The sequence below is a fragment of the Streptomyces aurantiacus genome (assembly GCF_027107535.1).
In the GTDB taxonomy this organism is placed as follows: domain Bacteria; phylum Actinomycetota; class Actinomycetes; order Streptomycetales; family Streptomycetaceae; genus Streptomyces.
In genome coordinates, this window is record NZ_CP114283.1 from 892,177 (window position 1) to 910,976 (window position 18,800).

The 18,800-nt window shown below is 67.0% G+C and carries 11 protein-coding genes and 3 rRNA genes; 6 read left to right on the forward strand and 8 right to left on the reverse strand.

The genetic code is table 11. The features are described 5' to 3' along the window. Positions 1–108: 108 nt before the first annotated feature. Positions 109–2,406: a fructose-specific PTS transporter subunit EIIC gene (locus O1Q96_RS05775; RefSeq protein ID WP_269247140.1), complete on the reverse strand. Its 2,298-nt coding sequence runs from the start codon at positions 2,404–2,406 to the stop codon at positions 109–111. A 468-nt stretch (positions 2,407–2,874) separates the two neighbouring features. On the opposite strand from O1Q96_RS05775, the gene ahcY reads away from it, so the two are divergent. Together ahcY and O1Q96_RS05785 are read left to right on the forward strand one after the other, a co-directional pair. Then, a complete protein-coding gene (gene ahcY, locus O1Q96_RS05780) occupies positions 2,875–4,332 on the forward strand; it encodes an adenosylhomocysteinase (RefSeq protein ID WP_217454813.1) in 1,458 nt (485 codons plus the stop codon). Positions 4,333–4,413: 81 nt separating this feature from the next. Then, positions 4,414–5,058 carry a hypothetical protein gene (locus O1Q96_RS05785; RefSeq protein ID WP_269247141.1) on the forward strand — a complete coding sequence of 215 codons (645 nt, stop codon included), beginning with the start codon at positions 4,414–4,416 and terminating at the stop codon, positions 5,056–5,058. Positions 5,059–5,097: 39 nt separating this feature from the next. Here O1Q96_RS05785 and O1Q96_RS05790 read toward each other — a convergent pair whose 3' ends face one another. Beyond that, positions 5,098–6,075 (reverse strand): RDD family protein, encoded by a 978-nt coding sequence (locus O1Q96_RS05790; protein ID WP_269247142.1) that lies wholly within the window; start codon positions 6,073–6,075, stop codon positions 5,098–5,100. Positions 6,076–6,191: 116 nt separating this feature from the next. Between O1Q96_RS05790 and O1Q96_RS05795 the strand changes: the two genes are divergently transcribed. Continuing rightward, positions 6,192–7,199, forward strand: a complete 1,008-nt coding sequence (locus O1Q96_RS05795) for a stage II sporulation protein M (RefSeq protein ID WP_269247143.1) — start codon at positions 6,192–6,194, stop codon at positions 7,197–7,199. Positions 7,200–7,402: 203 nt separating this feature from the next. Here O1Q96_RS05795 and O1Q96_RS05800 read toward each other — a convergent pair whose 3' ends face one another. Further along, positions 7,403–7,657, reverse strand: a complete 255-nt coding sequence (locus O1Q96_RS05800) for a hypothetical protein (protein WP_269247144.1) — start codon at positions 7,655–7,657, stop codon at positions 7,403–7,405. Between the two features lie 145 nt (positions 7,658–7,802). Here O1Q96_RS05800 and O1Q96_RS05805 point away from each other — a divergent pair. The 3 genes from O1Q96_RS05805 to rrf all read left to right on the forward strand — a co-directional run bounded on the left by O1Q96_RS05805 (position 7,803) and on the right by rrf (position 12,987). Then, positions 7,803–9,330, forward strand: a 16S ribosomal RNA gene (locus tag O1Q96_RS05805). A 316-nt stretch (positions 9,331–9,646) separates the two neighbouring features. Beyond that, positions 9,647–12,770: ribosomal RNA gene (locus O1Q96_RS05810) — 23S ribosomal RNA — on the forward strand. 100 nt (positions 12,771–12,870) lie between these two features. After that, positions 12,871–12,987: ribosomal RNA gene (rrf, locus tag O1Q96_RS05815) — 5S ribosomal RNA — on the forward strand. The 16S, 23S and 5S rRNA genes sit together here, the layout of an rRNA operon. 112 nt (positions 12,988–13,099) lie before the next feature. On the opposite strand, the gene O1Q96_RS05820 is transcribed toward rrf, so the two are convergent. From O1Q96_RS05820 to O1Q96_RS05840, 5 genes are read right to left on the reverse strand one after another with little or no spacing between them, the layout of a single operon-like run. Continuing rightward, positions 13,100–14,410, reverse strand: a complete 1,311-nt coding sequence (locus O1Q96_RS05820; protein ID WP_269247145.1) for a DUF58 domain-containing protein — start codon at positions 14,408–14,410, stop codon at positions 13,100–13,102. Next, on the reverse strand, positions 14,410–15,399 hold the full coding sequence (locus tag O1Q96_RS05825; RefSeq protein WP_269253492.1) for an AAA family ATPase: 990 nt from the start codon (positions 15,397–15,399) through the stop codon (positions 14,410–14,412). The genes O1Q96_RS05820 and O1Q96_RS05825 overlap by 1 nt, the downstream gene beginning before the upstream one ends. Further along, positions 15,399–16,601, reverse strand: coding sequence for a DUF4350 domain-containing protein (locus tag O1Q96_RS05830; protein ID WP_269247146.1), 1,203 nt, complete (start codon positions 16,599–16,601; stop codon positions 15,399–15,401). The genes O1Q96_RS05825 and O1Q96_RS05830 overlap by 1 nt, the downstream gene beginning before the upstream one ends. Further along, positions 16,598–17,314, reverse strand: coding sequence for a DUF4129 domain-containing protein (locus O1Q96_RS05835; protein WP_269247147.1), 717 nt, complete (start codon positions 17,312–17,314; stop codon positions 16,598–16,600). Before O1Q96_RS05835 ends, O1Q96_RS05830 begins: the two co-directional genes overlap by 4 nt. A gap of 4 nt (positions 17,315–17,318) precedes the next feature. Continuing rightward, positions 17,319–18,686: a DUF7847 domain-containing protein gene (locus O1Q96_RS05840; protein WP_269247148.1), complete on the reverse strand. Its 1,368-nt coding sequence runs from the start codon at positions 18,684–18,686 to the stop codon at positions 17,319–17,321. Between the last annotated feature and the right edge of the window lie 114 nt (positions 18,687–18,800).

The following is an 18,800-nucleotide window of genomic DNA, read 5'->3' on the forward strand; positions in this document are numbered from 1 at the left end:
CCACTTCCGCGTCTTGCGAGGCGTGCGCGCGTGCGGAGGGTAGGGGGCGCCGGTGAACGGCAGGGGCCCGCAGCCTCGACGAGGTGCGGCCCCCTGCGGTCCGCGCGGTTACCGGATCTCGCGCAGCACGTCGAGAACCGCCGCCACATCGGGAGCGACCGTCAGCCGCTCACGGAAGCCCGCGTCCACCAGCTTCCGCGACAGCAACGCCAGGATGCGCAGATGCTCGTCCCCCGCGGCGGCCTCCGGCACGGAGATCATGAAGACCAGCTTCGCCTTCGTACCGTCGAGCGAACCCCACTCGACCCCCTCCGCCGACCGCGCGAACCCGACCACCGGGGCCGTCACGGCGTCCGTCTTGGCATGCGGGACCGCGATCTCCTCGCCGAGCCCGGTCGTGCCCTGCTCCTCACGCCGCAGGGCAGACCGCACCAACTCCTCGACGTCCGCGACCTTTCCGGTGGCGGCCAGCAGCCCGGCCATCTCCCGGATCACGGACTCCTTGTCCACGGAATCGAGACGGACCTTGACGGTCTCCTCGGTGAGATAGCCGGAGAGGACGTCATCGGCGGCGGGTTCTTCGGGCGCCGCTTGGGGCGTTGTGCCGGACGATACGTCGGGTGTTCGGGCAGGGGCGGGGGCAGGTGATTCGCCGGTCGCCTCGACGGGACTTGCCGCGAGCCCTTCGTCGAACCCCTCACCAGCCCCTTCCTGGGGCTCTTCGGCGAGCTCTCCGGTAGCCGTCGGGACGTCGTCGGCCGGTTTGGTCGCCGCCGTCGGCACGCTGCCGTCGCTCCGCGCACCACCCCCTCGCGGCACGGCGCCGACACCCGCGCTCGCCCCGACACCCGCGCCCGCTCCGGCGAACGCGGGCGCCGCCTGCGACGGGAACCCGTCGACCATCGCCCGTTGCCCGCCGCCCCGCTTCCGCTCACCGAGGCCGACGAGCGCGACCGTGGTCACCGCCGTCACCACGGTGCCGATCATCACGGCCACGAAGAACATCGGTACGCCGCTGACGGCCCCCAGCACCGCCACGATCGGCCCGCCGTGCGGGACCGCGTCCTCGACCCCGGCGAGTCCGGCGACCGCTCCGGCCACCGCACCGCCCAGCATGTTGGCGGGAATGACCTGCGCCGGCCGTGCCGCGGCGAACGGAATGGCACCCTCGGAAATCCCGAACAGCCCCATGAACAGCGCGGCAAGACCCGTCTCGCGCTCCTGCTCCGTGTAGAGCCGCCTGCGGATCAGTGTGGCGAGCCCCTGCCCGAGCGGCATCACGGGGATCGCGGCCGCGCACATGCCCATGACGTCCTGGTTGCCGGTCGCGATGAGCCCCGTACCGAAGAGGAACGCCGTCTTGTTGACCGGCCCGCCCATGTCGAACGCGATCATCAGCCCCAGAATCGCGCCGAGCAGGACCGCACTGGTCCCGGTCATCCCGCTGAGCCAGTCCGTCAGATGCTCGAAGACCCAGGAGATGGGCCGGCCGATCACGTAGACGAAGAACAGTCCGAGCGCGGTCGTCGCCACGATCGGGATCACGATGATCGGCATGATCGGCCGGACGAACTTCGGAACCTCGACCTTCTTGATCCACAGCACCAGATATCCGGCCAGGAACCCGGTCACGATCGCCCCGATGAAACCGGCGCCCGCCTCGGAGTCGTACAGCGAACCGGTGTTGGCGATCCACCCGCCGATCATGCCGGGCACCAACGCGGGCCGGTCCCCGATCGCGTACGCGATGTAGCCGGACAGGATCGGCACCATCAACTGGAAGCCGATGACGCCGATGTTGTTGACGTCCATCCAGAAGGAGTCCTTCGGGATGACCAGACCGCCGGACGGATCGGTGTGTCCGCCGAGCGACAGCGAGATCGCGATCAGCAGCCCGCCGACCACGACGAACGGGATCATGTAACTGACGCCGTTCATCAGCGCCTTGTACGCCACCCCGCGCTCGCTGCCGCCGCGCCCCGCGCTCCCGCGGCCCGCGGAGACGGTCGCCCCGGCCCTGGAACCGGCCGCCGCGCCCGCACCGTGGACGGGCGCGGTCCTGACCCGCTCGATCAGCTGCTCGGGATGGTGGATCCCCTCGGCGACACCGGCCGTCACGACCCGCTTTCCGGCGAACCGGCTCAGGTCCACGTCCTTGTCGGCCGCGACGATCACGCCGTCCGCAGTACTGACATCGTTGTCAGTGAGGACGTTTTCGGCCCCGATCGAGCCCTGGGTCTCCACCTTCATGTCGACACCGAGCCGCTCCGCCGCCTGCGAGAGCTTCTCCGCCGCCATGTAGGTGTGGGCTATGCCGGTGGGGCACGCGGTCACCGCGAGCAGCCTGGGCCGCCGCCGCTCCTCGCTGCCGCCGCCCGTGGGGGGAAGGCCGGCCGGACTGGTCACGTCGATCTCCTAACGCCTTTGTCGTGGGGGATCACGGCCTGCCGTCGCGGTCTGTCGCGGTCTGTCGCGGTGTCGCGTGTGGGGGATCACGGACCGCGAGGTCGCGCACATGTTCCCGATCCCCGGCATCCTGCAACAGCCCCCTGCCCGGGATCAAAGGTTCAAAAGTCCCTTGTTGTCCAGGTCTGTTACTCCTTGTCCCTGATCCGCCGACCCTCGAAATCCGCTGGATCTGTCCGGAGGCGGACTGGGGCCCACTGCGCCGATCGGTGTAGATTCGTAACCGAGCCAGACGTCGCTGCTGATGGCGGTCGGGCGGTCCCAACGGGCCGACCGAGGGAGAGAGGGCCTCCGACGGACTGCGCTGCGCAAGGCACCGGGCATTCGTGTGCCCCGTGGGGCGCTCCGTGCCCGCCGCCGCGCAGACCAGCCGAACCCGACCTCGCCCCAACCCGAGGAGCAGCTCGTATGACCACTGTCGACAACCGACAGGACTTCAAGGTCGCCGACCTTTCCCTTGCCGACTTCGGTCGCAAGGAGATCACTCTCGCCGAGCACGAGATGCCCGGCCTGATGTCGATCCGCGAGGAGTACGCCGAGGCGCAGCCCCTCGCAGGCGCCCGCGTCACCGGCTCGCTGCACATGACCGTGCAGACCGCCGTGCTCATCGAGACCCTGGCCGCCCTGGGCGCCGAGGTCCGTTGGGCCTCCTGCAACATCTTCTCGACCCAGGACCACGCCGCCGCGGCCATCGCGGTCGGCCCGAACGGCACGCCCGACAACCCCCAGGGCATCCCGGTCTTCGCCTGGAAGGGCGAGACCCTGGAGGAGTACTGGTGGTGCACGGAGCAGGCCCTGACCTGGCCGAACACCCCCACCGGCGGCCCGAACATGATCCTGGACGACGGTGGTGACGCCACCATGCTCGTCCACAAGGGCGTCGAGTACGAGAAGGACGGCAAGGTCCCGTCCGCCGACACCGCGGAGTCCGACGAGCACCGCGTCGTCCTGGAGCTCCTGAGCCGGACGATCTCGAACGGCTCGCAGAAGTGGACCCAGCTCGCCTCGGAGATCCGCGGCGTGACCGAGGAGACCACGACCGGCGTCCACCGCCTGTACGAGATGCAGCGCGAGGGCTCGCTCCTGTTCCCGGCGATCAACGTGAACGACGCCGTCACCAAGTCGAAGTTCGACAACAAGTACGGCTGCCGCCACTCCCTGATCGACGGCATCAACCGCGCCACCGACGTCCTCATCGGCGGCAAGACCGCGGTCGTCCTCGGCTACGGCGACGTGGGCAAGGGCTGCGCGGAGTCCCTGCGCGGTCAGGGCGCCCGCGTGATCGTCACCGAGATCGACCCGATCTGCGCACTGCAGGCGGCGATGGACGGCTACCAGGTCACCACGCTCGACGAGGTCGTCGACAAGGCCGACATCTTCATCACCACGACCGGCAACAAGGACATCATCATGGCCTCGGACATGGCCAAGATGAAGCACCAGGCGATCGTGGGCAACATCGGCCACTTCGACAACGAGATCGACATGGCCGGCCTCGCGAAGATCCCCGGCATCGTCAAGGACGAGGTCAAGCCGCAGGTCCACACCTGGAAGTTCTCCGACGGCAAGGTCCTCATCGTCCTCTCCGAGGGCCGCCTGCTGAACCTGGGCAACGCGACCGGCCACCCGTCGTTCGTGATGTCCAACTCGTTCGCGGACCAGACGCTGGCCCAGATCGAGCTGTTCACCAAGCCCGAGGAGTACCCGACCGAGGTCTACGTGCTGCCCAAGCACCTCGACGAGAAGGTCGCCCGTCTCCACCTCGACGCGCTCGGCGTGAAGCTCACGACGCTCCGCCCCGAGCAGGCCTCGTACATCGGTGTCGAGGTCGATGGCCCGTACAAGTCGGACCACTACCGCTACTGAGCCCAGCGCTCACCAGCCGGTTGTCAGCAGGCCCTCGCCGTCATCGGCGGGGGCCTGCCCCCTACGAGGACCCGAGCCACCATGCCCCGCGGCCGATATTCGCTCCATGACCCGCACGATCACACCCCCCTCGCCGAAGAACAGTTCCACTGCGCGCCCGGCCCCTCCGGCTGGCGCTACGTCTCCCAATTGACCACCCCTTCCGGCACGGCGCCCGGGGGCGCCCCCCGCGCCGGCACACCCGCCGGTTCCGTCGACCTCGCCCTCGACGACCGCGGCCGCCCCATCCGCCTCGAACTCCACGCGTCGGGCTGGCAGGTCCGCGGCGCCGCCCTCGAAGGCGTCACCTGGGTCCGCACCGACCCCACGGGAGATCACGCCTCCGAAGGCAATGTCCGCGCCCACGCCTTCACCGGCTCGTCCCCCGCGTTCCTCATCGCCACCGCACGTCTGCTGCGCCTCACCCTCGATGCCTCCGCCACGCGTGTACGCCTCGTCGCCTTCACGGACCCGGTCCTCGCTCCGCGCACCCTCGACCAGTCCTGGGCCCTGATCACGAGAGAAACACACGCCACTGACAACGGCCCTCTGACCGTGGAGGAGTACCAGGTCACAGCCCTGGACACCGGTGAGCAGCACACCGTGCACCTCTCCGGCGACGTGGTGCTGTCCGCGCCCGGCATCGAGCTCGAGGACCTCGAATCGCCGCCGTCGGTCTTCGCCTGACGACGGTGCCGAAGGGCGGGGGCCGGGCCGGAGCCGGGATCAGGCGGGCGGGGCGAACCCGGTGGCGGGGCGCTCCGCATCGGCGTCCCGCAGGGGCGGCGGGGCCGGGGCGTTCACCGGGGCCGCCGCAGGTGCCGAGAGGTGGGGAGCCACCGGGTGGACCGGGCCCGGGGCCTGAACCGATCCGTACGGCATGCCCGGCCCGCCCCCACCCGGCACACCGGCCGGATGCACGCCCGCGCCCCCGACGGGGCCTCCACCGGTAGCCGCACCACCGAACGCCCGCCGTGCCTCCCGAGCCTGCCGCTCCTGAACCACCGCGGCCAGAAAAGCCGCCGGCGGAACACCGTGCGGGGCCGGAGCCCCGGTGCGCTCTGCGACCTCGGCCGCGAGGCGCTCCGCCATCGCCCAGCCGACCTGCGGATCCAACTGCTGCATCCGCGTCAGGTACTGCCGGACGGCCAGCCACAGTCCGTCCGGAACCCCGGACAGGTCGAGTCCGGAGAACCGCCCCGACAACCACGGCGGCGGCGGAGGAACAAAGGACGTACGCCCCGCCGGAATCCGCTCCCGTACGACCAGGGTCCCCGCGAACACGTCACCGAGCCGCCGCCCCCGCGCCGACACCAGCGACGCGATGCACGCCACGACCCCGAACGTCATCAGGATCTCCACCACACCGACAGCACCGCGCACCAGCGCGTGCCGGAAGCGGATGGGTCCGCCGTCGTCACGCACCACCCGCAGCCCGCACGCCAGCTTCCCGAGTGAGCGCCCATGACTGAGCGTCTCCACGGCGATCGGCCCGCCGACCAGCAGAAGAAGGAAGGCGGCGATCGACACCGCCATCTGTGCCGCCTCGTCGAGAGCGGCCGTGGACGCCACCAGGGCGATCGTCACCGCGACATAGGCGGCCACCGCCACCACCAGGTCGAGCAGCACGGCCAGTACTCGGCTCGGCAGCTTCGCGGGGCGCAACTCCAGCGCCACCGCCTCACCCGTCACAAGCTCACTCACGCCCGCCGTCCTTCCCGAACTGCCCTGAGAACAGCCAGTCTGCCAAGCTGAGGGCGCATCGCGCCGCAGTGCGACAAGCTGACCACACGACGAGCAGCCGAGGAGCAGCCGACCTGATGGACCTCGACGTCTTCGTGTCCGCCCACCGCGCCGAGTGGGACCGGCTCGACGCACTCCTCCACCGCCGGCGCCGCCTCACCGGCGCGGAGGCCGACGAACTCGTCGCCCTCTACCAACGCACGGCCACCCATCTCTCCCTGATCCAGTCCAGCGCCCCGGACCCCCAGCTCACCGGCCGCCTCAGCCAACTGGTGGCCCGCGCGCGCAGTGCGGTGACAGGTACGCGCCGCGCATCCTGGAGGGATGTCACCCGTTTCCTTACGAAGGGCTTCCCCGCCGCGCTCTACAGGTCACGCCACTGGTGGGTTCCCACGGCGCTCCTGTCGACGGCGGTAGCCGTCCTCCTGGGGTGGTGGATCGGCACCCACCCCGAGGTCCAGTCCTCGATCGCGGCCCCCGACGACCTGCGCGAGCTCACCCGCCCCGGCGGCCAGTACGAGACGTACTACTCGAGCCACCCCGCGGCGTCGTTCGCGGCCCAGGTGTGGACGAACAACGCCCAGGCCGCCGCGATGTGCCTGGTACTGGGCGCTTTCCTCTGCCTGCCGGTCATCTGGATCCTCTTCCAGAACATGCTCAACGTAGGCGTGGGGATCGGCCTGATGTCCTCGGCAGGCCGTCTCGACACCTTCCTCGGCCTGATACTCCCGCACGGCCTCCTGGAGCTGACCGCCGTCTTCGTGGCGGCGGGCACAGGGCTGCGCCTCGGCTGGACCGTCATCGACCCGGGCCCCCGGACCCGCCGGGCGGCACTCGCGGAGGAGGGCCGCTCGGCACTGGGCATGGCGATAGGCCTCGCTCTGGTCCTCTTCGTCTCCGGCGCCATCGAAGGCTTCGTCACCCCGTCCGGCCTGCCGACCTGGGCCCGTATAGGCATAGGGATAGCCGCCGAACTGCTCTTCCTCGCGTACGTCTACGTCCTGGGCGGGCGCGCGGCGCGGGCCGGCGAGACGGGCGACGTGGAGGAGGCCGAGCGCAGTGCCTCCGTACCGACCGCGGCCTGATGTGCAGACGCCCCGTCAAGGCTGCTAGTCTCCTCGTCGCCCCACAAAAACCGTTGACACGGGACGTGTGGGGAGGTAGATTCGAACAGTTGCCTAGAGCTGGACAAGTTCGGCGGCGGCAGTTAGCATCTGTCAGCTTCCTGGAATTTAATTCCGGAGAAGCACCTCCCGATAATTCAGGAACGAGTGGCCGGTTAGGCCGTTCAAAAACTTCTGATAAAGTCGGACTCGCCGAAAGAGAGCCACCAGGCAATCAAATAGGCAAAGGCCTCCCAACTGGCCACCGGAAATGAATCCCGACCGGAAACGGAACGGAAAACTGATCTGGTAAGGTTGGAAACACGAAGGGAAGCGCCCGGAGGAAAGCCCGAGAGGGTGAGTACGAAGGAAGCGTCCGTTCCTTGAGAACTCAACAGCGTGCCAAAAATCAACGCCAGATATGTTGATACCCCGTCCATCACTTTGTGGTGGGTGGAGGTTCCTTTGAAAAAGTCCTGCCGGACGTGAGTTCGGTAGGCGCATCAGCGAGGACGCTGTGAACAGTCTTCCTTATTCCGGTTGACTGTTCCGCTCTCGTGGTGTTCTCCCGATTACGGGAATACATTCACGGAGAGTTTGATCCTGGCTCAGGACGAACGCTGGCGGCGTGCTTAACACATGCAAGTCGAACGATGAACCACTTCGGTGGGGATTAGTGGCGAACGGGTGAGTAACACGTGGGCAATCTGCCCTTCACTCTGGGACAAGCCCTGGAAACGGGGTCTAATACCGGATGATACTTCCACTCGCATGGGTGGGGGTTGAAAGCTCCGGCGGTGAAGGATGAGCCCGCGGCCTATCAGCTTGTTGGTGAGGTAGTGGCTCACCAAGGCGACGACGGGTAGCCGGCCTGAGAGGGCGACCGGCCACACTGGGACTGAGACACGGCCCAGACTCCTACGGGAGGCAGCAGTGGGGAATATTGCACAATGGGCGAAAGCCTGATGCAGCGACGCCGCGTGAGGGATGACGGCCTTCGGGTTGTAAACCTCTTTCAGCAGGGAAGAAGCGAAAGTGACGGTACCTGCAGAAGAAGCGCCGGCTAACTACGTGCCAGCAGCCGCGGTAATACGTAGGGCGCAAGCGTTGTCCGGAATTATTGGGCGTAAAGAGCTCGTAGGCGGTCTGTCGCGTCGGATGTGAAAGCCCGGGGCTTAACCCCGGGTCTGCATTCGATACGGGCAGACTAGAGTGTGGTAGGGGAGATCGGAATTCCTGGTGTAGCGGTGAAATGCGCAGATATCAGGAGGAACACCGGTGGCGAAGGCGGATCTCTGGGCCATTACTGACGCTGAGGAGCGAAAGCGTGGGGAGCGAACAGGATTAGATACCCTGGTAGTCCACGCCGTAAACGGTGGGAACTAGGTGTTGGCGACATTCCACGTCGTCGGTGCCGCAGCTAACGCATTAAGTTCCCCGCCTGGGGAGTACGGCCGCAAGGCTAAAACTCAAAGGAATTGACGGGGGCCCGCACAAGCAGCGGAGCATGTGGCTTAATTCGACGCAACGCGAAGAACCTTACCAAGGCTTGACATCGCCCGGAAAGCATCAGAGATGGTGCCCCCCTTGTGGTCGGGTGACAGGTGGTGCATGGCTGTCGTCAGCTCGTGTCGTGAGATGTTGGGTTAAGTCCCGCAACGAGCGCAACCCTTGTTCTGTGTTGCCAGCATGCCCTTCGGGGTGATGGGGACTCACAGGAGACTGCCGGGGTCAACTCGGAGGAAGGTGGGGACGACGTCAAGTCATCATGCCCCTTATGTCTTGGGCTGCACACGTGCTACAATGGCAGGTACAATGAGCTGCGATACCGCAAGGTGGAGCGAATCTCAAAAAGCCTGTCTCAGTTCGGATTGGGGTCTGCAACTCGACCCCATGAAGTCGGAGTTGCTAGTAATCGCAGATCAGCATTGCTGCGGTGAATACGTTCCCGGGCCTTGTACACACCGCCCGTCACGTCACGAAAGTCGGTAACACCCGAAGCCGGTGGCCCAACCCCCTTGTGGGGAGGGAGCTGTCGAAGGTGGGACTGGCGATTGGGACGAAGTCGTAACAAGGTAGCCGTACCGGAAGGTGCGGCTGGATCACCTCCTTTCTAAGGAGCACTTCTTGGCTGACAGGCTCTGCCTGCCGGTCCAGAGGCCAGTACATCGGCGCACGTTCGATGCTGGTTGCTCATGGGTGGAACGTTGATTATTCGGCACTCTTGGTCGTCTTCTCCTTCCAGTACTGTCCTTCGGGGCGTGGAAAGAATGAGGGAAGCGGCGAGGGTGCCGGGCACGCTGTTGGGTGTCTGAGGGTATGGCCGTATGGCTGCCTTCAGTGCCGGCCCCAGTGCACTCGCCTGTGAAGGCGGGGTGATGGGTGGTTGGTCGTTGTTTGAGAACTGCACAGTGGACGCGAGCATCTGTGGCCAAGTTTTTAAGGGCACACGGTGGATGCCTTGGTACCAGGAACCGATGAAGGACGTGGGAGGCCACGATAGTCCCCGGGGAGCCGTCAACCAGGCTTTGATCCGGGGGTTTCCGAATGGGGAAACCCGGCAGTCGTCATGGGCTGTCACCCACATCTGAACACATAGGGTGTGTGGAGGGAACGCGGGGAAGTGAAACATCTCAGTACCCGCAGGAAGAGAAAACAACCGTGATTCCGGGAGTAGTGGCGAGCGAAACCGGATGAGGCCAAACCGTATGTGTGTGAGACCCGGCAGGGGTTGCGCATGCGGGGTTGTGGGATCTCTCTTTCACAGTCTGCCGGCTGTGAGACGAGTCAGAAACCGTTGGTGTAGGCGAAGGACATGCGAAAGGTCCGGCGTAGAGGGTAAGACCCCCGTAGTCGAAACATCAACGGCTCGTTTGAGAGACACCCAAGTAGCACGGGGCCCGAGAAATCCCGTGTGAATCTGGCGGGACCACCCGCTAAGCCTAAATATTCCCTGGTGACCGATAGCGGATAGTACCGTGAGGGAATGGTGAAAAGTACCGCGGGAGCGGAGTGAAATAGTACCTGAAACCGTGTGCCTACAAGCCGTGGGAGCGTCGCTCACAGAGTTTACTCTGTGGGTCGTGACTGCGTGCCTTTTGAAGAATGAGCCTGCGAGTTTGCGGTGTGTTGCGAGGTTAACCCGTGTGGGGAAGCCGTAGCGAAAGCGAGTCCGAATAGGGCGATTCAGTAGCGCGCTCAAGACCCGAAGCGGAGTGATCTAGCCATGGGCAGGTTGAAGCGGCTGTAAGAGGTCGTGGAGGACCGAACCCACCAGGGTTGAAAACCTGGGGGATGACCTGTGGTTAGGGGTGAAAGGCCAATCAAACTCCGTGATAGCTGGTTCTCCCCGAAATGCATTTAGGTGCAGCGTCGTGTGTTTCTTGCCGGAGGTAGAGCACTGGATAGGCGATGGGCCCTACCGGGTTACTGACCTTAGCCAAACTCCGAATGCCGGTAAGTGAGAGCGCGGCAGTGAGACTGTGGGGGATAAGCTCCATGGTCGAGAGGGAAACAGCCCAGAGCATCGACTAAGGCCCCTAAGCGTACGCTAAGTGGGAAAGGATGTGGAGTCGCACAGACAACCAGGAGGTTGGCTTAGAAGCAGCCACCCTTGAAAGAGTGCGTAATAGCTCACTGGTCTAGTGATTCCGCGCCGACAATGTAGCGGGGCTCAAGCGTACCGCCGAAGTCATGTCATTTCAGCATATAGGGCCAACGCCCGCTGGGATGGGTAGGGGAGCGTCGTGTGCCGGGTGAAGCCGCGCCGGAAGGCAGTGGTGGACGGTTCACGAGTGAGAATGCAGGCATGAGTAGCGATACACACGTGAGAAACGTGTGCGCCGATTGACTAAGGGTTCCTGGGTCAAGCTGATCTGCCCAGGGTAAGTCGGGACCTAAGGCGAGGCCGACAGGCGTAGTCGATGGATAACCGGTTGATATTCCGGTACCCGCTGTGAAGCGTCAAACATTGAACCAGGCGATGCTAAGTCCGTGAAGCCGTTCCGGACCCTTCGGGGAAAGGAAAGTGGTGGAGCCGACGGACCAGACCTGCAGTAGGTGAGTGATGGGGTGACGCAGGAAGGTAGTCCATCCCGGGCGGTGGTTGTCCCGGGGTAAGGGTGTAGCCCGTGTGATAGGTAAATCCGTCGCACATCAAGGGTGAGACCTGATGCCGAGCCGATTGTGGTGAAGTGGATGATCCTATGCTGTCGAGAAAAGCCTCTAGCGAGTTTCATGGCGGCCCGTACCCTAAACCGACTCAGGTGGTCAGGTAGAGAATACCGAGGCGTTCGGGTGAACTATGGTTAAGGAACTCGGCAAAATGCCCCCGTAACTTCGGGAGAAGGGGGGCCATCACTGGTGATAGCACTTGCTGCTTGAGCTGGGGGTGGCCGCAGAGACCAGCGAGAAGCGACTGTTTACTAAAAACACAGGTCCGTGCGAAGCCGTAAGGCGATGTATACGGACTGACGCCTGCCCGGTGCTGGAACGTTAAGGGGACCGGTTAGTCAAACTTCGGTTTGGCGAAGCTGAGAACTTAAGCGCCAGTAAACGGCGGTGGTAACTATAACCATCCTAAGGTAGCGAAATTCCTTGTCGGGTAAGTTCCGACCTGCACGAATGGCGTAACGACTTCTCGACTGTCTCAACCATAGGCCCGGTGAAATTGCACTACGAGTAAAGATGCTCGTTTCGCGCAGCAGGACGGAAAGACCCCGGGACCTTTACTACAGTTTGATATTGGTGTTCGGTTCGGCTTGTGTAGGATAGCTGGGAGACTTTGAAGTCATGGCGCCAGCCATGGTGGAGTCGTCGTTGAAATACCAGTCTGGTCGTGCTGGATGTCTAACCTGGGTCCGTGATCCGGATCAGGGACAGTGTCTGATGGGTAGTTTAACTGGGGCGGTTGCCTCCTAAAGAGTAACGGAGGCGCCCAAAGGTTCCCTCAGCCTGGTTGGCAATCAGGTGTTGAGTGTAAGTGCACAAGGGAGCTTGACTGTGAGACCGACGGGTCGAGCAGGGACGAAAGTCGGGACTAGTGATCCGGCGGTGGCTTGTGGAAGCGCCGTCGCTCAACGGATAAAAGGTACCCCGGGGATAACAGGCTGATCTTCCCCAAGAGTCCATATCGACGGGATGGTTTGGCACCTCGATGTCGGCTCGTCGCATCCTGGGGCTGGAGTCGGTCCCAAGGGTTGGGCTGTTCGCCCATTAAAGCGGTACGCGAGCTGGGTTTAGAACGTCGTGAGACAGTTCGGTCCCTATCCGCTGTGCGCGTAGGAATATTGAGAAGGGCTGTCCCTAGTACGAGAGGACCGGGACGGACGAACCTCTGGTGTGCCAGTTGTCCTGCCAAGGGCATGGCTGGTTGGCTACGTTCGGGAGGGATAACCGCTGAAAGCATCTAAGCGGGAAGCCTGCTTCGAGATGAGTATTCCCACCAACTAGATTGGTTAAGGCTCCCAGTAGACGACTGGGTTGATAGGCCAGATGTGGAAGCCCTGTAAGGGGTGAAGCTGACTGGTACTAATAGGCCGAGGGCTTGTCCTCAGTTGCTCGCGTCCACTGTGTTGGTTCTGAAACCACGAACAATCCCATACCCTTGTTTGGCCACGGGGTATGGTGCCGCAGTTTGAGTGTTTCATAGTGTTTCGGTGGTCATAGCGTGAGGGAAACGCCCGGTTACATTCCGAACCCGGAAGCTAAGCCTTACAGCGCCGATGGTACTGCAGGGGGGACCCTGTGGGAGAGTAGGACGCCGCCGAACGTATATTGCTGATAGCCCCCGCACTCCGGTGCGGGGGCTATTTTGCGTTTACGGTGCGTTTCAGTTCGCTCAATTCCGGGGGCGTTTCTACGCCCCCGGAATTGAGCGAAGTTCAAAGGCGGCCTGCGGCCTTCAGCGCCAGATACGCATCGGCCAAGGCCGGCGGCAGGTTGTCGGGCGTTGCGTCGACGACAGTCACACCGTGCCGGGTGAGTTGCTCGGCGGTGCGATGCCGATCCGCCTGGGCCTGCGCCGCGGCGGCGGCCTCGTACACCGACTCGGTGTTGCCCCGTGCCGCGGCCATGCGCTCTATGTGGGGGTCGGAGACCGAAGCGACGAGAACTGTGTGGCGCTGGGTGAGGCGAGAGAGTACGGGAAGAAGGCCCTCCTCGATGGGGGCCGCGTCGAGGGTCGTGAGGAGCACGATCAGTGAGCGGCGCGGGGCCGTGCGGAGTGCGGTGGAGGCGAGGCCACGGGCATCGGTCTCGACGAGCTCCGGTTCGAGGTGCGCCATGGCGTTGACCAGGGAAGGAAGGACATCGCCCGCGGCTCGGCCCTGTACCAGGGCGCGTACCCGGCGGTCGTACGCGAGGAGGTCCACTCGGTCGCCGGCGCGAGAAGCGAGGGCTGCCAGGAGGAGAGCCGCGTCCATCGAGGCGTCGAGTCGGGGGGCGTCTCCGACGCGGCCGGCGGCTGTGCGGCCGGTGTCGAGGATCAGAAGGATGTGCCGGTCGCGCTCGGGGCGCCAGGTGCGTACGGCGACCCTTGCCTGGCGGGCGGTGGCGCGCCAGTCGATGGAGCGTGTGTCGTCGCCGGGGACGTAGTCGCGGAGGCTGTCGAACTCGGTTCCCTCGCCGCGGGTCAGAACACTGGTGCGGCCGTCGAGTTCGCGCAGACGGGCCAGCTTCGAGGGGAGGTGCTTGCGGCTGGTGAACGGGGGCAGGACGCGTACCGCCCAGGGGGTCTTGTGGCTGCCCTGGCGGGCGAACAGGCCTAGAGGACCGTACGAGCGGATGGTCACGCGGTCCGCCCGGCGGTCGCCGCGACGGGTGGGGCGCAGGCGGGTCGTCACGCGGCGTCGTTCGCCCGCGGGGACCGTCAGCCGGTGGCGGGACGCGGCGACTTCCGTGCCGGACTGCCAGCTGCTCGGAGGCCAGGCGTCACGGGCGCGGGCGCGCAGGAGGCGGCCGGACGGATTGGTGACGGTGAGAGTGACGTCGGCAGCCTCGCCGAGGCGTACGGAGGTGTCGCCCGAGCGGGTCAGGCCCAGGCGGCGTACCGGTGCGGCCAGAGCGAAGTCGCAGGCGCAGGCGAGTGCCAAGGGAGCGTTGACAGCGAGGATGCCCGTCCAACTGGGCTCCAGGATGCCTACGGGGAGGGTGCCGAGGGCCGCCAGGAGGGCGGCGCGTCCGGTGAGAGGCATCAGCGGGGGACGGGGACGTGGGAGAGGATCGCGGTGATGACCGAGTCGGCCGTCACGCCCTCCATCTCGGCCTCCGGGCGAAGCTGGACGCGGTGGCGCAGGGTCGGGAGAGCCAGGGCCTTCACGTCGTCGGGGATGACGTAGTCGCGGCCGGTCAGCCAGGCCCAGGCGCGGGCCGTGGCCAGGAGGGCCGTCGCGCCTCGGGGGGAGACACCGAGGGTGAGGGACGGCGATTCACGGGTCGTGCGGCAGATGTCCACCACGTAGCCGGTGATTTCGGGGGAGACCGCTGTTTTGGCGACGGCCGCGCGGGCCGCTTCGAGCTCTGCCGGACCGGCTACGGGGCGTACGCCGGCGGCGCGCAGGTCGCGTGGATTGAAGCCCTCGGCGTGACGGGTGAGGACGTCGATCTCGTCCTGGCGGGACGGCAGGGGGATGGTCAGCTTGAGGAGGAAACGGTCCAGCTGTGCTTCCGGGAGGGGGTACGTGCCCTCGTACTCGACCGGGTTCTGGGTCGCGGCGACCAGGAACGGCTCGGGGAGCGGGCGCGGGGTGCCGTCGACCGTGACCTGGCGCTCCTCCATCGCTTCGAGGAGCGAGGACTGCGTCTTGGGCGGGGTGCGGTTGATCTCGTCGGCGAGGAGGAGATTGGTGAAGACCGGGCCGGGCTGGAAGGAGAACTCCGAGGTGCGGGCGTCGTAGACGAGAGAGCCCGTGATGTCGCTCGGCATCAGGTCGGGAGTGAACTGGACGCGTTTGGTGTCGAGGTCCAGCGCGGATGCGAGGGCCCGGACGAGCAACGTTTTCGCTACTCCAGGGACTCCTTCTAGTAGCACGTGTCCGCGGCAGAGGAGGGCGACGACGAGACCGGTCACGGCGGGGTCCTGGCCGACCACGGCTTTGGCGATCTCGGCGCGCAGGGCTTCCAGGGAGGAGCGGGCAGCGCCCGGATCCCCGGCGTACCCGGCGTTGTCAGTGGTCGGGGCCATCATGGACGGCGTACCTCACTTTCGAGGGCGTCGAGTTCGTTGGCGAGAGTGATGAGGGCCGTGTCGTCGCGGGGCGGCGGCCCGAAGAGGAGGACGTGCAAGGACTGTCCCTCCCGGCGGAGCTGGGCGGACAGAGCGGGGAGGAGTGCCTCGGGCGCATGCGCCTGGGCGGGGGACACACCGACGAGGGGGGCCAGGCGGGTGCGGGTGGTGGAGCGCAGGGCCGAGGCGGCCCGGTCGCGTGCGTTCGACTTGCGGTAGAGACGGGCCCGGCCTTCGACGGTTTCGGAGGCGCGGATCGCGACGGGGAGCCGTTCCGGGACGAGCGGGCCGAGGCGGCGGGCGCGCCAGAGGGCAGCCAGGACTGCGGCGACGAAGAGCTGCAGCGTGCCCCAGAGCCAGCCGGAGGGGATCAGGTCGATGAAGCTGCGGTCACCGGCGTCGGTGGCCGAGTCGTCGGAGAGCGAGGGGAGGTACCAGACCACATGGGGGCGGGAGCCGAGCAGTTGGAGGGCGAGGGAGGCGTTGCCGCGCTCGTCGAGACGGTCGTTGCGGAGGATGTCGGGGGCACCGAGCACGACGGTGTCGCCGTCCCTCTCGGCCGCCGGGATGCGCAGCAGAGTGGGCAGGCCGTCGCTGGGGTAGCAGGCGTCGGCGTCGGGCGCGTCCGCCGTGTAGCGGATGCCGCCCATGTCGGCGGTTCCCGCTCGTCGGGCAGCGGGCAGGCTGCAGCCGGGCGGGAGCGTGGAGTCGAAACTCGGCGCGAGGTCGGCGTCGACTCCGGGGACGAGCGTGCCGACGGACGGGGCGCCGGGAGCGACGAGGACCGTGCGGCCGCCGGAGTTCGTGAACGCCGAGTGGAGACGGTCCTGCTGACGGCCGGTCAGCAGGTCGGGGCGGGCGACCAGGAGCGTCGTGTCGGGGCCGGTCGCGGTGCTTGCCTCGCCCAGGGTGGTGACCACGCGGGTGGACACGCCCTGATCGGCGAGCAGTTCGGCGACTGCGCGGCTGCCCGAGGGATCGGCGGAGCGCGGGTCGAGGCTGCCGTGCCGGGCGTCGGAGCGTACGACGGCGATGGCGACTGCGGCCGCCAGGAGGATCACGAGTGCGAGCAGGATGCCGCGCGAGCGGGTCCACACATGGCGGGCGGTGGGCGAGGCCGAGGTGGACGGCAGGGTGGCCCCGGGTGCCTCGGTGGTCACCTGGAGGCCCCCTGGCGGGCGCTGTGGGCCGTGCTGTGGGTGCTGCTCGCGAGGACCGGTTTGGTGCGTTCCAGGTCGCTGTCGAGTTGCGCGAGGCGGTGGTACGTCTCCGAGGTGGCCGTTCGTCCGCCGTACGTCACGTCGTCGAAGTCCCGTGCCGCGGCGCGCAGTCGGTCCGTGTGGGCGGGGAGTGTGCGGCCCGCCTCGGCTGCGGCCTCGTCGGCGGTGCGCCCGGGGCGGGGGTCGAGGAGTGCGCGTTCCTCCAGGGCGCGGACGACGGCGCGCATGCGCTCCTGGACGGCCTGGTTCCAGTGGCCCTGGGCCGCGTGTGCCTCGGCGGCCGCACGGTGCTCGGCCGCGCTGCGCGGCCGGTCGTCGAAGAGGGGGACCGCTGACGTGGGGCCGCGGCGGGGGGAGCCGAGGCGCCACCAGAGGGCGCCGACGAGTGCCACGGCCGCCAGGGCGATGACCAGCAGGCCGAGTCCGCCTCCCGGGGTCGCTGTGGAGGCGGCGCCGAACAGTTTGTCGACCCACTCCCAGAAGGCGTTCAGGGCGCGTTGGAGCAGGCTGGGGTCGTCCTCGTGGTACATCCGCTTGGACAGCTCGCGCCGGGCGGCCTCCCGCGCGGGGTCGCGCGGGACGGTCACCGGTGGTTCGCCGTCGGCGTGTGGCAGCGCCAGTACCGCTGTGAGAACTCCCCCCGCCAGGCTCACTCCGTCAGCTCCCCGGAGTGGAACCGTGCGCGCCGGAGCCGTAGTCCTGGACACCGGCCGCGCGGGCCAGGTCGAGGTCGAGGGCTTCGCGGCGGATGCGCTGGTCGATGTAGAGGAGCACGGTGACACCGGCGGTGATCGGGAAGGTGAGCATGGCTCCGATCACCGAGCCGACGCCGCTGACGATGAGGAACGTCCAGCCGAGGTCGCCGGTGCCGCTGTTGAGGAAGCCGCCGACGCCGTCGCCGCTGAGCGCGGAGGCGATGAGGGCGAACGGGATCACGATGATCGACGCGACGATGTTCGCGATGATCGTGGCGAGGAGCTGGATGCCGAAGACCCGCCACCAGGAGCCGCGGACCAGCTTCGCGGAGCGGCTCAGCGACTTCAGGACGCTCTGCTTCTCCAGCATCAGGGCCGGCGAGGCCAGGGAGAAGCGGATCATCAGCCAGAGCGCGACGAGGGACGCTGCCAGGCCGCCGAACACGGCGAGTGCCACGGCGCCGTCACCTCCGTCGGCGAGGCCGACGAGGACGCCGGGCAGGGTGCCGACGGCTGCGGTCGTGACAGCGATGAGCGGGAGCAGGAAGGTCAGGCCGATGAGCTTGAGCAGCTGGGGCCGGGCGTCCTGCCAGGCCTCGGCGGTGGTCACCGACTTGCCGAGGACGGCGCGGCTGGTCACGGTCGTGAGCAGGGCCGTCGCGACGATGGTGCCGAGCAGGGTGATCAGCAGGACGACACCGGAGTTCAGGAGGGTGTCGCCCAGGGCCCGGGTCAGCTCCCCGGCGGTGGCGCTGGGGTCGTTGAGGGTGTCCGCGCTGGCGCTGTCGTCCAGGACGAAGCCCTGGAGCAGGATCACGGCGATCTGCGTGAACACGGCGACCGTCAGCGAGATGCCGAGGACCGTGCGCCAGTGCGTGCGCATGGTCGACACCGCGCCGTCGAGGATCTCGCCGACGCCGAGCGGGCGGAGCGGGATCACGCCGGGCTTGGCCGCGGGCGGTGGGCCTCCCCAGCCGGGGTGGCCGCCGGGGCCCTGGCCGTAGCCGTATCCGCCCGGACCGCCGTAACCCCCGTAGCCGCCAGGGCCTCCGTATCCGCCGGGGCCGGAGGGCGGTTGACCGCCCCAGCCGGGGCCTGGCGGGGGCGGGGCGCCCTGCGGGCCGCTGGGCGCGGGCCACTGGGTCGGCGGAGGCTGCTCCTTGGACCACTTCGAGCCGGGGCCGGACGGAGCGGGGCCGGGCTCGCCGGTGGGCTGGGGAGGAGCGGGCCGATCCGAGGGCTCGGCAGGGCCCGGGGTCGCCGGTTCCTGTCCGTTCTGCCCGTCGGAGGGGGCAGATCCGGGCGATGCCCAGCCCGGAGTGTCGTTCATCGTCGCTCCTTCACGGTGCCCGTCCGCGGTCGCGGCGGCAGGTTGGCTGCCATCGTGCCACGGTGTGCCCGGGAAGTGACCGGCCGCCGTATGGGCTGCACACCTTCAATTGTC

Bases quoted from the DNA above. Each gene is read 5' to 3' on its own strand.
- ahcY (WP_217454813.1), top strand. From the start codon at position 2,875: ATGACCACTGTCGACAACCGACAGGACTTCAAGGTCGCCGACCTTTCC.
- O1Q96_RS05785 (WP_269247141.1), top strand. From the start codon at position 4,414: ATGCCCCGCGGCCGATATTCGCTCCATGACCCGCACGATCACACCCCC.
- O1Q96_RS05795 (WP_269247143.1), top strand. From the start codon at position 6,192: ATGGACCTCGACGTCTTCGTGTCCGCCCACCGCGCCGAGTGGGACCGG.
- O1Q96_RS05800 (WP_269247144.1), bottom strand. From the start codon at position 7,657: ATGGACGGGGTATCAACATATCTGGCGTTGATTTTTGGCACGCTGTTG.
- O1Q96_RS05820 (WP_269247145.1), bottom strand. From the start codon at position 14,410: ATGCCTCTCACCGGACGCGCCGCCCTCCTGGCGGCCCTCGGCACCCTC.
- O1Q96_RS05825 (WP_269253492.1), bottom strand. From the start codon at position 15,399: ATGGCCCCGACCACTGACAACGCCGGGTACGCCGGGGATCCGGGCGCT.
- O1Q96_RS05840 (WP_269247148.1), bottom strand. From the start codon at position 18,686: ATGAACGACACTCCGGGCTGGGCATCGCCCGGATCTGCCCCCTCCGAC.